At 49.0% G+C, this 15,356-nt stretch carries 15 protein-coding genes; 5 read left to right on the top strand and 10 right to left on the bottom strand.

The features are described 5' to 3' along the window. Positions 1-7 precede the first annotated feature (7 nt). Positions 8-2,317 (top strand): serine/threonine-protein kinase, encoded by a 2,310-nt coding sequence (locus tag SE18_RS13420; protein WP_054534977.1) that lies wholly within the window; start codon positions 8-10, stop codon positions 2,315-2,317. A 49-nt stretch (positions 2,318-2,366) separates the two neighbouring features. Here SE18_RS13420 and SE18_RS13415 read toward each other — a convergent pair whose 3' ends face one another. Continuing rightward, a complete protein-coding gene (locus tag SE18_RS13415; RefSeq protein WP_054534976.1) occupies positions 2,367-3,719 on the bottom strand; it encodes a hypothetical protein in 1,353 nt (450 codons plus the stop codon). Between the two features lie 75 nt (positions 3,720-3,794). On the opposite strand from SE18_RS13415, the gene SE18_RS13410 reads away from it, so the two are divergent. Both SE18_RS13410 and SE18_RS13405 read left to right on the top strand, forming a co-directional pair. Then, positions 3,795-4,361 carry a GNAT family N-acetyltransferase gene (locus SE18_RS13410; RefSeq protein WP_054534975.1) on the top strand — a complete coding sequence of 189 codons (567 nt, stop codon included), beginning with the start codon at positions 3,795-3,797 and terminating at the stop codon, positions 4,359-4,361. 110 nt (positions 4,362-4,471) lie between these two features. Beyond that, positions 4,472-5,080, top strand: coding sequence for a trimeric intracellular cation channel family protein (locus SE18_RS13405; RefSeq protein ID WP_054534974.1), 609 nt, complete (start codon positions 4,472-4,474; stop codon positions 5,078-5,080). On the opposite strand, the gene SE18_RS13400 is transcribed toward SE18_RS13405, so the two are convergent. The 7 genes from SE18_RS13400 to SE18_RS13370 form a co-directional block, all read right to left on the bottom strand. Further along, the gene (locus tag SE18_RS13400) at positions 5,069-5,500 is read right to left on the bottom strand and encodes a hypothetical protein (RefSeq protein ID WP_054534973.1); all 432 of its coding nucleotides are present in this window, start codon (positions 5,498-5,500) and stop codon (positions 5,069-5,071) included. The two genes, SE18_RS13405 and SE18_RS13400, sit on opposite strands and share 12 nt — an antisense overlap. After that, entirely contained in the window at positions 5,493-5,945 is a 453-nt protein-coding gene (locus SE18_RS13395; RefSeq protein ID WP_054534972.1) for a hypothetical protein, read from the bottom strand. Before SE18_RS13395 ends, SE18_RS13400 begins: the two co-directional genes overlap by 8 nt. Positions 5,946-6,280: 335 nt before the next feature. Beyond that, positions 6,281-6,703 carry a TdeIII family type II restriction endonuclease gene (locus SE18_RS28155; protein ID WP_083469895.1) on the bottom strand — a complete coding sequence of 141 codons (423 nt, stop codon included), beginning with the start codon at positions 6,701-6,703 and terminating at the stop codon, positions 6,281-6,283. Further along, the gene (locus SE18_RS28150) at positions 6,673-7,095 is read right to left on the bottom strand and encodes a TdeIII family type II restriction endonuclease (RefSeq protein WP_054534971.1); all 423 of its coding nucleotides are present in this window, start codon (positions 7,093-7,095) and stop codon (positions 6,673-6,675) included. The genes SE18_RS28155 and SE18_RS28150 overlap by 31 nt, the downstream gene beginning before the upstream one ends. A 3-nt stretch (positions 7,096-7,098) precedes the next feature. Next, on the bottom strand, positions 7,099-8,412 hold the full coding sequence (locus tag SE18_RS13380) for a DNA cytosine methyltransferase (RefSeq protein ID WP_054534970.1): 1,314 nt from the start codon (positions 8,410-8,412) through the stop codon (positions 7,099-7,101). Between the two features lie 136 nt (positions 8,413-8,548). After that, positions 8,549-8,998, bottom strand: coding sequence for a hypothetical protein (locus tag SE18_RS13375; RefSeq protein WP_054534969.1), 450 nt, complete (start codon positions 8,996-8,998; stop codon positions 8,549-8,551). A gap of 260 nt (positions 8,999-9,258) precedes the next feature. Continuing rightward, a complete protein-coding gene (locus SE18_RS13370; RefSeq protein WP_054534968.1) occupies positions 9,259-10,503 on the bottom strand; it encodes a metallophosphoesterase family protein in 1,245 nt (414 codons plus the stop codon). 136 nt (positions 10,504-10,639) lie between these two features. Between SE18_RS13370 and SE18_RS13365 the strand changes: the two genes are divergently transcribed. Together SE18_RS13365 and ygfZ are read left to right on the top strand one after the other, a co-directional pair. After that, positions 10,640-11,248: a DsbA family oxidoreductase gene (locus tag SE18_RS13365; RefSeq protein WP_054534967.1), complete on the top strand. Its 609-nt coding sequence runs from the start codon at positions 10,640-10,642 to the stop codon at positions 11,246-11,248. A gap of 15 nt (positions 11,249-11,263) precedes the next feature. After that, positions 11,264-12,247: a CAF17-like 4Fe-4S cluster assembly/insertion protein YgfZ gene (gene ygfZ / locus SE18_RS13360; RefSeq protein WP_054534966.1), complete on the top strand. Its 984-nt coding sequence runs from the start codon at positions 11,264-11,266 to the stop codon at positions 12,245-12,247. Positions 12,248-12,294: 47 nt separating this feature from the next. Here ygfZ and SE18_RS13355 read toward each other — a convergent pair whose 3' ends face one another. Together SE18_RS13355 and SE18_RS13350 are read right to left on the bottom strand one after the other, a co-directional pair. Beyond that, positions 12,295-12,945: a SanA/YdcF family protein gene (locus SE18_RS13355; protein ID WP_236706871.1), complete on the bottom strand. Its 651-nt coding sequence runs from the start codon at positions 12,943-12,945 to the stop codon at positions 12,295-12,297. A 25-nt stretch (positions 12,946-12,970) separates the two neighbouring features. After that, the gene (locus SE18_RS13350) at positions 12,971-15,346 is read right to left on the bottom strand and encodes a response regulator (RefSeq protein ID WP_083469894.1); all 2,376 of its coding nucleotides are present in this window, start codon (positions 15,344-15,346) and stop codon (positions 12,971-12,973) included. Positions 15,347-15,356: the final 10 nt, after the last annotated feature.

Genomic DNA, 15,356 nt, shown 5'->3' with positions numbered 1-15,356 from the left:
CCACAGTATGAGTAACTCAGCACACACTAATCAACAAGCGGGAATGTATTCCAATCACAATTTTGAAGAATTTCAGGTGCAGCACAAAATTGGCACTGGTGGTATGGCCGAGGTCTATCAAGCCTTCCATCCGATATATCAAACGGTGGCTTTCAAAGTGTTGCGCCCAGTGGCCCTCAGCGATGATGAGATGGTGCATCGTTTTTTTCATGAAGCCAAGCTGGTGCGCCAACTCCATCACCCCCACATTGTGGCAATTTACGATACCAACCAAACCTGGTTTGCGCCGGTGCAACAATATATTCCCTTTATCGCCATGGAGCACATTCCCAATGGCACCTTAACCACGCGCTTGCAGCAACAACCACAACAGCTGTTGAAAACAGCACTGCAAGTCATCAAGCAAATTGGCTCGGCCCTCGATTATGCGCATGGCAAGGGCTTTATTCACCGCGATATTAAGCCAGCCAACATTTTATTTCGGGCCAATGGTGATGCGGTATTGACCGATTTTGGCATTGCGCTGGCCCAAAATCAAGCGCGCATGACCAGAGTTGGTGGCTTTGTTGGCACCGTTGCCTACAGTGCGCCCGAAGTATTTGCTGGCTTTACGCCTGATCATCGGGCTGATATCTATGCCTTAGGCTTGATTTTATACGAGATGTTGGCGGGCAAACACCCATATTGGTATGAAACCGATAGCAACGAGCGAATAACGATTAATCGGATTCAACAGGCAGAATTACCATCATTACGTCAATTTGCACCCCATATTCCACCAGGCATTGTCAACGTGATCAATCAAGCGGTTGCGAGTAACCCCAATGAGCGCTTTGCAACCATGGGCGATTTTCTTGAGGCCCTTGAAAAAACCCGCTATCCAGGCTCACAAACCAATATTCCCGTAGCCGAACATGTCACGGTGATCCAACAGGGGTCAAGCCGCCCAAATGTAGCTTTGCATCAAGCAGCAACCAATGAAAAGAGCATTGCGACTGTTTATCAGCCAAACCAACCGCCTAGCCAAGCCAATTTCAATCCAGCGTCACGCTCAATGCCAAACCAAGCAATTCAACAACCGTATCAGCCGAACAGCCAAGCCAATTTTAATCCAGCCCCAAATTCACCAACAAATTACACGCCGCAAATCTACCCACCACTAACGCCAAATCCATGGCAAACCAAGCAACGTTGGATGCTGATTGGGGCTGGGCTCGTTAGTTTACTACTCATTTTTTTGGTCATTACTACTACTTTTGGTAAAACATCGACAAATCCAAACCCAAAAAATTCTAGTCCAGGTGGCATTGCAGATGGCTCACCGCAACCCCAAGCAACAACAACCCTTGTAGCCCAAGCAACACCAACTCTAGCACCAACCCCACCTGATGAGGAAGAACCAAGCGACCCGCAAGAAGCCAAGCGATTGGCATATAGTGTTGGCCAAGAAGCCTATGCCCAACAAGATTGGCCGCTTGCAGCCCAGTCCTTTAATCGGGTCTGGGAGCTTGATAAAAACTATCTTGAGCTTAAGCGTATTGGCTCTGCTACCTATTTTAATTGGGCGCTCAGCACCTTGACCAATCCTGATTCGGTTGCTATGAGCAAGCAACATCTGGCCGAGGCCTTTCGTTTTGATCCTGATCACGCTTTGGCCAAACAACTTGATCAGTTGCTCGGCAGTTATCAAGCGGGCAAACAAGCGTTCAGTGCTGGTGAGTGGGATCAGGCAATCGATGAATTCGATCAAAGCTTAAAACAAATTAATTCGGCGCAGGAATTTGCAGGATTAAAAAACGATTTGGCGGTAATTGATGCAATGGTCAAGGCGTATCTCGCGAAGGGCCAGAATTTTGAAGAAACTGGACAATTAGCCAAAGCTCGTGAAGTATATAGCTTGGCATTAGAGTTAGCACAGGATGCACCAAATATCGATGTAGGCGACTTGCGTGCTCGTTTACGGGCAATTTCGCCCACCGCCGTGCCAGCTACGCCAACTAAGCCAGCCCCACCAACCGCCGTGCCAGCCACCGCAAAACCACAACGCTTGTACGTCCAAAAGTATGCAGAAAACGCGGTTGAGCCAACCTGTTTTGCGGTGCATATTCGCGGAGTTAATGCCAGCGGTTGGTTTGTTACCGTCGATGGCCTTGGTAATCGTGGCAACGTGGACGGCGCAGGCAATAGCAACGTCTGTGGGCTAGCTGCCAGCCAAGAAGTGACCTTCACGATCTACAATGCTCAAGGCGGCGTGGTTCCAGGCGGCGCTGGGATTCCGACCCGTGGTGGCGATTTAATGGCTGGCTACTGGCAATAACTAAATTTTGAGCGAGCCATGATCTATTTTGATTGTGGCTCGCCGCTATTTAAACATGCTCAAGTCGCCGTTGGCCAAGCAGTCGTACATAGCAATTGCCATCGTTGGCAAGTTGTTCAAGCACTGCGGGTGGGCAACTGGGGTTTTCGGCCAAGGCAGCCCGCCCAAGCCACCACGGCGAGTTAACCGCCTTGGCCAAATGCTCGATTGGCGTAGCAGGATGACCGCATGCCAGCAGCTGGAGCCATGGATCAAGCGAATACAAGGCTTCGATTAATGCCCGTTGGCAAACTTGTTGACCAATTTCTGGCGCAATGTGCTGGTTCTGAAGCACTGTTTGACGCACAAGCGAAGCCTGATCTTGGGCCAAAAGGGCTAGAATCTCAGGAGTTGCAACTGGATTACGCGCTGCGGCTCCACGAATGGGCACCGCCGACCAGCTGTAATCGCGAGCCAGCATCAACAATAATTTTGGCGTAATGGTGGGATTACGCGCCAATGCTGCCCGCACATGCTGCGAATCATCAAGCTCCAACAGTTGATGGACTGTGCGCGGGGTTGCAGGATTCTGAGCTACGACAAGCCGAATATTAGGATCATCATCTTCGGCTAAAATTGCTAGGCCTTTAACATCATTGGAATTGGCAACCAACATGCGCTCAGCAAGTGGTGCATCAAGCAGGGTGACATATTTTGGGCTGAAATCAAGCGTTTTTGGCTCAAATGCTGGCGTGCTGTTGGCAGAAACTTGCATAAAGAGGCGTTGATGCTGCTCAAGGCTCGATTGGCGCAGCCAGCTCAACATTGGCTCGTTAATCGCATTCAAACTCAGCAATTCTTGCAATAAAAGGCTAGCTTCGGTAGCTGGCAACGCAACCCGCTGCTTATAGGTTTGATATTGCGCATACCAATCAGTAGCCAAGGCTGGATTCGAGCCAATATCCAATTCCACAGTTTGCGCGATTGCGAGGCTCATTGTGCGAATCAACCCCAAAATCGGCGCTGGAATGTTGGCATAGCGCAACAACTGTAATAGATACAGCGGCTCGAGTTGGCGCAACAGCTCGGGATTGGCCAAAAGCCACGAACCCAACGCTGGATTAGCGAAGAAGGCAGCAGGAACAGCGGCGGCAAATTCTAAAGCAACTGGAGCTGGCGTATTGGGGTTGGCAACCAAGGCTTCTACTACAGGCGAGGTGTTGGCCCGTTCTAGGAAAATCGCTAGCGGGCCTTGCGGCGCAAGCGTCGTAAGATAATGCAAGCTCGTGCTAGGTTGATTTGAATGCGATACGTGAACGAGCTTAATCCATTCGGCCAGCGCCCGTAGTTGCGCGGGATTGGTGGTATGATCGAGGGCAAGCGTGAGCATGGCTGCTTGATCAAGCTGGGTCAAATCGAGCATAATCGCTCCTCTCATGCCAAAACTACTAATAACGTGCTACAATCAGGGTTGCTTAATTACGATGGAGTATACCCCATGTTTAGCTCAAGTCGCTTGACCCTGCGCTCTGTTGGCCAAGAAGATCTGCCGATATTTCATCAATGGTGGGGTGATCCAGAAATTATGGCTTTGCAAACCGATGGTGATATTCGTTTGCGCCATGAACCAACGAATGTGATGATGTTTGACCATTGGTTTCGCGATGGTGGCAGCGATGTTGGCTTTTCGATTGAACTAACAGCAACTGGTCAATTGATTGGCTTCACCAATGTTTGGGGCGCACAATTGAAAAATCGCTCGGCAGAATTGGGCATTATGCTTGATCGCGCGTTTTGGGATAATGGCTATGGCACCGAGGCAATGCACTTGGTGGTGCGCTATGTCTTTGCTGAGCTTAATTTTCACCGCTTGCAATTGACGGTGCGCGATTACAACCAACGTGCCCAGCGCGTCTATAGCAAAGTTGGCTTCCAAGTGGCTGGGCGTTTGCGCCAAATCAATTTTCGCAACGGGCGTTGGCACGACGACATTGTGATGGACTTGTTGCAAGATGAATATTTGGCTGCTCATGGCGCTTATCCAGCTAGCGCAACCATGCCCTAAATAGCTATAGATCAATCGCAACTTCGTGGTATAGTGATAGACAATCGCGACATGAACCGCGCCTGATTTTTCGGCGCGGTTTTGTATTAGCTTAAAACTCAGAGGATGTTGTGGAAACGCTGCTCTCGCTTATTGAAATTTGTGCCACGATTGCCTTTGCCATTTCGGGCATTATTACTGCCCGCCGTCGCTCATTCGATTTAATTGGCGTGTATACGGTGGCGTTTGTCACCACGTTTGGCGGTGGAACAGTACGGGATATCTTGCTCGATCGGCGCCCATTCTACTGGGTGCAACAGCCAATTTACCCAATGTTGATGTTGGCATTGGCGATTGGCTCGTTTTTTGTGGCCAAAGCCGATTGGGTTGCGCTGACCGAAAAGGCAATTATAATTCCCGATGCCTTTGGCTTGGGCCTGTTTACAGCGGTTGGCGTGGCCTATGGCCTCGAAGCCTCGATGCCAGCCTTCATCGCCGCCTTGATGGGCGTGATTACGGCCTCGGTTGGTGGCATGCTGCGCGATATTTTGTGCAATGAAATTCCCTTGGTGTTTCAGCGCAGCACTCAATTATATGTAACCTGTGCCTTTGTCGGCGCGTGTGGCTATCTGTTATGTACCTATCTTAATTTTGATGCGCTGGCGGTGTTGGTCTGTACTGGCATTACCGCCGCCATGCGCTTGGGCGCGGTGCGCTACGATTGGACGCTACCGATCTAGGCGTTGCAACGCGGTCAAAGCACTTTCCTGAATCATGGTGTGATAGGGGCTAGCTTCCAAGCCAACGAGGCTAGCCAAGCACAGTCGATAATGCGCGACTGCGAGGGCGAGCTGCTCAGTTTGTTCATACGACCAAGCCAAATTCAAATACAGCGATGGCAGAAAATCACTGATGGCCGCTTGTTCAACCAAACGTGCCTGTTCGAGCGCAAGCTGGTTCCATTCGAGCATAATCATTGGTGGTTGATGACGAGCACAATAATGGGCCGCAATGCAGCCATCCAAGGCAGTTTGGCGCATAGCCCAAGCTTGCTGATAGGCAGCTTGAGCAACAGCAATGTGATCGTGCATTTCGGCCTGCACCCCGCGAATACACAATTGTACCACTGGGTTGGTTTGGTCAAGCAAAATACTACTCATAACGAAAACGTTTGGCGGCTAAACGGCGCCAACGCCGCTGCCGATGGCGATAAAAAACTTGAGCGAAGAACCAGATAATTGGGGTTAGCCAGCCAGCCTCAACTATCAGATGGTCACGATAGCGCGTGCTTGTGCCTTCAACCGCCACCTCAATCGTATGATCCCAACGTTTGATAAGGCGGCTATAGCCATTATCGCGCAAGGTAAATGGATGTTGCTGTGGGTGCGAGATGACGATTGCCTGTTTGCCGCAGGGAATCAGACCAAATAAACGCAACTCGACCCAATAGGTGCCATCGTGCCAAATCGTTGGCAGCTGGCGTGGTTGTTTCGGTACAAACCGGACCAACGGTTTGGCCACATATTCTAAAAGGCGTGATGTTGTGACATGCTCAATCGCGGTGCTAGCAGCACAATCCAAGCGCGTAGAAAGATCAACAATCATATCAACAGCCCTTTCTAGCCGAGCAACATTGCTCCTATGGTCTACCTTACAACCTTGAATGCTGCGCGGCAAGCCCCAAATGCCACTTTTGTTCGCGAATGTTCAATAATTCTCCACAACTTTTTCATAGCCAGTTGCTAGAATACAACTCAAGCAAGCCCAAATCGCCAGTGGATGTTGCGCTATGCCTCGAAGCGTTGGGCTTGCTCTTTAATCAAACACTCGTGAAAGAGGTTGTGTATGTTGTATCCAGTTTGGTTTAGCTGGCCGTGGAGCCGCAATATCGTTGGCCAACTCCGGCGCATCTCCCATTTTTGCGAGCCGTTATAGAGGTATTACAAAAGTTTTTGGGTTATCTCAGATGATTTTGATAGCCCAACCTCACGATAGATTTCAAGTAGTTCAGTGTATGTTGATGGTTCGCCAATCAACGACCAAAACTCTTGCCCAATGACTACTGCATTTGTAAAGTCGGTATACTTTTTAACCATGCTATAGGTATAGCTTGCTCGATTAGCTCCCCAAGGATTGTAAGCCATTGCATAAAATGCATTGATTGGTATTGCAGATTGTTGTTTGATTGCGTAAATTCGTAATAACCGCTGCATAACTTCAAGACATTGGCCTTTATTCGGTTTTGGTGACTTAATTTCAAAGAATAACTCACTACCATCATGGCGTTGAATATACAGATCGGCCCGAACAACATGATTTTCTGCTATCCCAGTTAATACGATTGATTGAAGTTTTTCAAGCATTTCAGTAATTGAATAGATGGGATGTTACGATCAATATTTGAAATTAATAAATCGATACTAGCCCAAACTGCTTGATCAAGTGATGCTTGGATATCGTAGCTACGGATAGCAACTGCATGATGATCAAGCGCGATTAAGCGTGCACATTCCTCGAATGTTGAGCCAAGCCCTGTACTTAGGCTTCGTTCAAAGCGATTTAAACGCATAATCGCAGATGGAATAATTGAAGCGTGAAATGGCTTCAGATCTCCATCTGATGAAATAGCTGCTAGATAACTATCAACATCATGAAATTCCCGTAGATTTCGTTGACTATAAACGGCCAACTGCTGATCGATAAACCCATTCAAATAATCTTTAATTTTGTTACGAGTAATCGGATTAATCGCCATAGCCTAAACCTCACACAATTCAGGCTCAAATAGATTAATTGTTTGGAGTGCTTTACCCAAGGCCATAATAACAGGTGGGGCAACACTATTGCCAATCAGGCGAAAATTAGCCGATTGATTGGAATGAAACTTAAATGTTGCAGGAAATCCTTGGATGCGGGCGGCTTCATTGACGGTAATTGGACGATGGCGTTTGGGGATTAATATTTGTTGAATGAAATTTTGCTTATATTCTGCGGCGTTTGCTCCGCTAACACTGATTTCGGCAATTTCATCGTGCATTCCACGCGCAGTTAACGTACCAAAGAAGCGAGCATGTGGTAAGAAAATACGATATGTTCCGTCGATCCCGCCAGACAAACGGCGATTGAAAAACTCGTATTTACCATTTTCATATTGACGTAAAATTCGTTTTTGTACCAAGGCTTGCAGTTCTGGTTCAGCTAAATCAGTTACCAAATCCGCAATATCCGAATAGCTCATTGGATTTCCATCACAATCACCATAGCGTGGATTACGCCGATTGCGCATAATCGTTGTACAAATTTGCTTTTCACGTTCAGTTGTAGCATAGATTTCCCAGCTATGAATACTAGTTGGTCCATTCCGAATATCGTTAAGGATGAAGAAATCATTGAATGCGCCACGCGGGGTTAATTTATTGAAACCTACTTCAATCCGCTCACCAAATAAATTGCGTTGAATCGGAATCGATTCAGGAATAATAGAAGGAGCTTGAAGATTATCTAAAAGATCATAAAGCCGTTGTTTTGATTCACTATATTCGGGAAATGAAAAATCGGGCAAACCCAATTTTTGTTGAATCCCAATAATAAATACCCGATCACGATTTTGCGCCACCCCATAATCAAACGAATTTAATAACTTGTAGTAAACGTTATAACCCTCAGCTTTAAAACTATCGAGAATAGTTTCTAGAAATAGACGATTGCGTGGATCGATCAGACCTTTAACATTTTCAAATATAAAAGCTCGTGGCTGATTTATTCGGATTAAACGGATTACATCGACCCATAATTTCCCCCGTGGATCATCAAAGGCTTGATTTTTGCCTGCGATTGACCATGGTTGACATGGCACACCACCAACCAACAAATCGTGGGCAGGCAATTGCTGAAGGGCTGTAATATCGCCTAGATTATGATCTGATCGATCGGTCGGCCAATTTTGGCGATAAACCTTGATCGCCTGTTGATCGATCTCGGCTGAGCCAACGCAAATACCTCCCGCAGCCTCAAGCCCGAGCCGAAATCCGCCAATACCTGCAAATAAATCAATAAACCGAAATTGTTTCATAGCTAACTTCCATGGTTGTTATCTGTGTTCGATATTTTAGAACAGCTTGGCGATCTGTCAAAATCGGCATCAGCTCTCGATTAAACCAAATGCGGAGAGCCAAGGCTCCCCGCTGCATAATAAGCTATCTGCAAGTTTACAATTTAAGCGCTTCAGCAACATCATTGACCAGAATCGTGTATTCGCCTGGTTGGAGTTGCGCATCAACTTGAATCGTGGTGCTAAATGGTGAGATTTCTTGGGTACACATTGCATCTTTTGGTCGAATCGTCGTTACTTCAATTTTAATCGTGTTACCTTCGACCGATTGCTTTGCTTCGTGGAATGCGGTGCAGCCATCGTTGAGCATGCCGTTAATTTCAACCATTACTTGGGGCGGCATCGATTCTTTGACCGTAACTGCCACACTGTCAATCATCATCAGGCCAATTTCGCTTTGAGCTAAGTCAGGGGTTGGATAGCTCGCGCTATCGATCGTGGGGGTTACCGCGACTGTCGCAGTTGGCGCAGCCGTTGGTGTGCTTTGTGTGGTGCCGCATGCTGCTAAAACGGAGGTCAATACGAGCAGCAAAATTCCCTTACGCATTCGGTAAAACTCCTTAATTAGAATTGGCGTTGTGCCAACCTCACTGCGAGATCAACGTTAGGATAGCAGATTTTGTTCCTACCCTCGATTGATCCACGAAGAGCACGAAGCACATGAAGATTATTTTTAACCGCGAAGAGCACGAAGGGCACGAAGGACACGAAGCACACAAAGGCTAATTTTTTAGCTACAGATTGGCACAGATGATGAGGATTATGTTCTCTGTTCTCTGCTCACTTTTGCCTTTTGCCTTCTGCCTTTTATGCATGCTCGCTTGCCTGCTCTGCTTTGATCAGGGCATCGGCTGCTTTGAGCATGTGCTCGCGGCGGGTAGCACTGATGTTGCTGCTCTCAAGGTAGATTTCAAGCGCACGACGGGGCGTAAGCCCTTCGTTCAATTCGCTGGCAACTGCTGCATAGCGCGTGCGTTCGCTGCGTTTGGCATCAATCGCGATGCTGGCAATCACATGGGTTTCGGCAGCTTCAAGCAAACGCCGCAGTTCTGCTTCATCAAGTTGCGGGCGTTGCTCAGCGGCAGCACTAATCAACAGGCGCACCACAGCACCTGCTAAATCACGTTTGCTCATTGCTTGGGCTACCCGCTCCATGGGGTCGCTGCTGCCAGTTACATCAACTTTAATCGTAACGAAGGGGCGTGGATGCACCGGAATTGGCTGGAAGGTCGCATCTTCCCAATTATTTTCAATTTCAACAATCACCACCTGTTTTTGCTCGGTTTCCTCGCTAAAATCGATCCGTTCAATCGAGCCAGGGTAGATCATCGGGGGATTTTGGCTCAGCACTTGATAGCGATGAATATGGCCCAACGCCACATATTGAATGCCTGGCTGAGCCAAAAGCGATGGTGGTAAAATCAGATCATTGCCCAACATCACCGAGCGTTCAGCGCCATAAGTGGCATTGGAAACCGTGCCATGAAAGGTTAAAATAGCTGGTAAATCGCCGCGCAAACGCTCTGGCACTTGTTCGAGCCAAGCCCCGACCCGCCGCAACAATTCGGCTTCGAGTTCGGCAAATGGCAATTCACGAATATCATCTTTGGTTAAAATTGCATGGCGGCTAATCCAAGGCACAGCCACAATTTGAATGCTGCCAGCGCGGGTTTCGATCGTATGAATCCCAAGCCGATCGGCAATCGTCACGCCGTCAATCGCCAGCGTATCGAAAATTTCGACCGAGTGGGCTTTGCCAGCGGCGGCAGAAACATCGTGGTTGCCAACCAAAATAAACACCGGAATGCCCCGATCCAAAACGCTGCGCAGGCGACGGGCAAATTCACGTTGATGGGTTGGGTTGGGTGTGCGGTTTTTATAAATATCGCCAGCAATCAGCACCAAATCAACATCCTGCTCGATGCCAATCTGCAAGGCTTCTGCAAAACGATCAAGATAATCGATTAAGCGGGTGTTGAGGCCAGTTGCATTATCAAGCCGACCATAATTTTCCATGCCAATGTGAATATCTGCGAGGTGGAGAATTTTCATTGCCCAATCCCTTTAATAGCTCATGTGTTTGGTTAGTCTACCACAATCGGCGGCTCGTGGTAGACTGAAAAGGCCGCCAGTTGATTGAGGTTTGGGCCTTGTTGGCGGTTGGACTTGCGCGGAAAGGAAAGCTAGTATGTCGGTTAGCGTTGATGTATGGTCGGATTTCGTTTGCCCCTTTTGTTTTCTTGTTTCAACCAGCTTAAAACGCTTGGAAGAAACTCACGATATTGAATTGACATGGCACGCCTTTGAATTGCGGCCATTTGGCTCGCCGCCACCAGATGCCCAATATCGCCAATTTATTGCCGAAAAAACGCCAGCGATGGTGGCGATGGCCAAAGCTCAATATGGGGTTGATATTCAACAAGGGCCGTTTGGCATTGATAGCCGTTGGGCACATCGAGCGACCAAATGGGCCGAACAACAGGGCGCTGGCAATGGTTTTGCCAAAGCTGTATTAGCCGCCTATTGGTTGCAAGGCCAAGATATTAGCCAAATTGAAGTTTTGGCCGCGTGCGCCGAATCGGTTGGGCTTGATGCCAGCAATTTAGCAGCAAGTTTGGCCGAGCCACTCTACGATGCTGCGGTTGAAGAAGATATTGCGTTAGCCCAGCAACTACGCTTGAGTGGCGTGCCCGCCAGTGTTTTTGCCAAACGCTACTTGGTTGTGGGCGCCCAACCCTACGACGTATTTGCCGATGTTTTGCAACAAGCCCTTGACCCACAACAACCAAGCAACTAGAGGAGGTCGTTGGTTATGAATGAACAGGCGTATCGAGCTGCCAGCGAGCAAGCAGTCTATCTGGATCGCTCGTCGGCTGGGTGTGTGGAAATTACAGGCCGTGACCGTTTGGTGTTGATCAATCGGCTTTCGACCAATGCTGTGCTCAATTTGGCCCCTGGCACTGGCCAAATTACTGTGCTGACCACCAATATTGGGCGAATTATCGATTTAATCACGATCTTGGCGATTAATGATGATACGATTTGGGCAATTACCAGCGCCAATCGCGGCGCACAATTAACCACCTATTTTGGCCGCAACAAGTTTTATGGCGATCAATTTAAGGTGCGCGATGTTACCGAGAGCGTGCATCAGATGCGGGTGTATGGCAGCCAAGCCACCGCAATCTTACAACAATTGACCAACCAAGCCCTAGAGCAGGTTGGTTTGTGGCAGCATGTCAGCGCGGAAATCGATGGCTGTCCAGTGCGCTTGGCCCGCATTCGCCCAATGCGTGGCGCTGGCTGGGCAATTTTTGCTGATCTGGCAGCAGCTGATGCTTTATGTGAAGCCTTTGACGATGCTAAAGCTAGCTTGCTTGACCGCGAAACCTACCATACGTTGCGGGTTGAAGCTGGTTACCCAGCCTTAAATGAACTCAACGAAGAATTCATTCCACTGGAAGCCAATTTGTGGGATGCAGTCAGCTTTAACAAAGGGTGCTACATCGGCCAAGAAATTATTGCCCGCATGGATAGTCGCGGACGCTTGGCTAAAAAGCTCCAAGGCTTGCAACTGAGCGGCGCAATTGAAGTACCCACTCCATTAACCAGCAATGGCAAAGATGCTGGTACATTGACCAGCGTGGTTTGGTCGCCAGATTTGAATCAGCACATTGGCTTGGGCTATGTGCGCACTGGCCACGATCTTGGCAGCCAACTCAGCGTTGGCGATCAGCAAGCAACCGTGGTCGAGCTGCCATTTATCGCTCAAACTGAGCCAACTACCGTCGAATAGTTATTCCACAACCGCCGAAGTTGCAGCCAATTTCGGCGGTTGCTGCTTTATTGTTGGGCGCTGGTGGTTTCGCCCAAGCCGACGGATGGCCCCAAAAAGGTTGGTTGCGGCTGGCTAATATGCACTTCAAACAGCGCTTTGCAACGTGCTAACCATTCGCGGGTGGTGTAGCGCACTTGGGTCATTGGCGGATAGTAGGTTGTGGCCTGTTCTGGCTGATAGCTCCAATCGGGAATGCTCAGGCCAATCGCCGCCAAGCCCAACTCGCGACAGGTGTAGATTGCGCGGGGTAAATGATAGTCTTGGGTCACAAGGATGGCTTGTTCGAGGCCAAAAATCGCCTTGGCCCGATAGCAGGTTTCGTAGGTGCTGAAACCAGCATAATCGCGGGTAATTGCGCTAGCAGGCACGCCATGGGCCAGCGCATACTCGCGTATCACGCTCACTTCATCATAATTAACCTGGCTATTATCGCCACTCATCAAGAGATGTTGCACTTTGCCTGCTTGATACAAGCGAATTGCGCCATCAAGCCGCTCGCGCAGCGCTGCGCTTGGTTGGTTGTTGCGAATGCCAGCACCAAACACAATTGCAACCTGTTGGGTTGGAATGCTGGCCACATCAGCAAAACGATAATCGGCGGTTGCCCAACGCACCCAACTATTGACCAGCAATAAAGCAATTGCAAGCGCAAGCATCAAACGTATGCTCCAGCGCAGCAATTTACGTGGTTGTAGGCGGTTGCTCCACCCGCCGCCGAACTTGCTCGCGAACCAAGGCCAAAATCTCTTCACGCCGCACATTCCCCTTACTAACCACGCGTTCAACGGTTGCTTCGAGTTGTTGCCGTTCTTCCTCGGTTAGCTCTTTGGCCGAAACCACAATAATTGGCAGATCGCGGAATTGCTCAAGCTCTTGCAAAGCAGCAATCGTTTCAAAGCCATCCATTTCGGGCATCATCAAATCGAGAATCATGGCTCCAAAGGGGCGGCTATGCAATGCGCCCAAGGCTTCGCGGCCATTGGCTGCCTCATAAACCTTCCAGCCAGCGCCTTCGAGCATGCGCCGCAACATCGCCCGACTATCCTGATCATCGTCAACAACCAAGACTAATTGGGTTTTATCGTTTTGCGGGTCGATACAACTGCGCAGGGTGCGCAATAATTGACCGCGATCAACAGGCTTGATCAAATAATCGTATACCCCAAATGAAACGCCTTGATTCGGCTCAGCCACAATCGTATGCATAATCACCGGAATTTCGGCAATCGCTGGATCGGCCTTGATTTCAGCCAGAATTTCCCAGCCGTTGATATGGCCTGGCAGCAACACATCAAGCAAAATCGCGGTTGGATGATAGCTTCGGACCATCGTTAAGCCGTCTTCACCATTGAGCGCACTCAAAACGCTCCAACCTTCGCGCTTGAGCGTGCGCGAAAGCATGTGGTGCACGTTACGATCGTCGTCGATAATCAGCACTTTTGGTTGGTTATTGTTGGCTTCGCTAATAATCACTGGCGCTTCATCAAGCAACGAAACTGGAGTCATATCGATGACCGATTGCGGCAGATGTACGCTAAAGGTCGAGCCAACACCCAACTCACTTTGAACCCGAATATCGCCGCCAAGCAGTTGCGCCAAACGCCGACTTAGGGCCAAGCCAAGCCCAGTGCCGCCATATTTGCGCGTCGTTGATGCATCGGCTTGGGTAAATGGTTGAAATAAGCGCGCTAATTGGGCGTTGCTCATGCCAATGCCATTATCATGCACGCTGAAATTGATCCAGCCAGCTTCTTCGCTGGGCTGCACCCGGAGCGTAATGCGGCCATGCTCGGTAAATTTGGCAGCATTGCTCAGCAAATTGACTAAAATCTGGCGCAAGCGGGTTTCATCGCTAATCATCGTCAGCAAGCCCGCCGCCGATTCGATCACCAAGCGATTTTCATTTTTGATAATCATTGGATCAACGGTGGAGCGCACATCGTGCAATAATTGGGGCAGCGAAATTTCCTCAGGCAAAATTTCAACCTTGCCTGATTCAATCTTGGCCAAATCCAAAATATCGTTGATTAAGGTCAGCAAATGGCGACCTGAAAGCCGAATCCGATCGAGATCGTCGATCATGGCGGTTTGGCCGAGGTCTTCGCATTCTTCTTGCAGAATTTCGCTATAGCCGATGATCGCGTTGAGTGGCGTGCGCAGTTCGTGGCTCATATTAGCCAAGAAATTACTTTTGGCGCGGTTGGCTTCTTCGGCCACAAATTGCAAGCGTTGCGCGTGATCCTTTGCTTGTTCAAGCCGCTCAATTTGGCCGCGAATCGTTTGGGCCATGGTGTTAAAACTAGCAGCAAGCTGGCCAACTTCATCATAGCGCCGAATCGGAATATCGCTCGAAAAATCGCCATCGGCAAAGCGTTGCGCCCCATCGCGCACAAGGTTAAATTGACTACCAACCCGCCCCAGCAGATAGTAAACGAATAAAATGAGCAGCACAAATATTGCCATACTGCGGCCAGTTAAGGCGACAATCATACGGCCATTTTGCTTAGTAATCGAGGCTTCGAGGGTTTCAGATTGATCGTCAATAATATCGGATAAGACTTGGCTGGCAGCGTCGAGTTGGTCGGCACGCTCATCGAGAATTTCCCAAGCAGCGAGTTCAGCTGCAGAGCGGGTTGGCGCTGCTTCTTGGATGCGTAAATCGATTTGGGCGAGATAAGCAATGCCTGCATCTTGGTAATCGGCGCTGAGCTTTTGCACCTGATCGAAGGCGGCTTTGGTCTCGGGGCTTGGTTGCATGTGCTGGAAGAATTGTTCAAGTTCGAGGCGTTTATCATCGAAGGCTTGGCGATAACGGGTATAGTGTTCGCGCTCATCTGCATAGCCCAAGGCATAGGCATCGAGCGCATGAGCTTGATATTGGGTATAGAGGCTAATTTCGCGGGCTAAGCGTTCTGCATCTTCGAGATCAATCACATATTCAATATCATCATTCAGCCAATTACGCTCAATAACCCCAACGATATTTAACCCAGTCATTAGGCTCAAAAGCACGGTTGCAATGATGATCATTGTCCGGCGTACCGACCCTCGTTTCATGCAACCATCC

Source organism: Herpetosiphon geysericola (genome assembly GCF_001306135.1).
Classification (GTDB): domain Bacteria; phylum Chloroflexota; class Chloroflexia; order Chloroflexales; family Herpetosiphonaceae; genus Herpetosiphon; species Herpetosiphon geysericola.
This window is presented reverse-complemented; position numbering and strand designations above follow the sequence as displayed.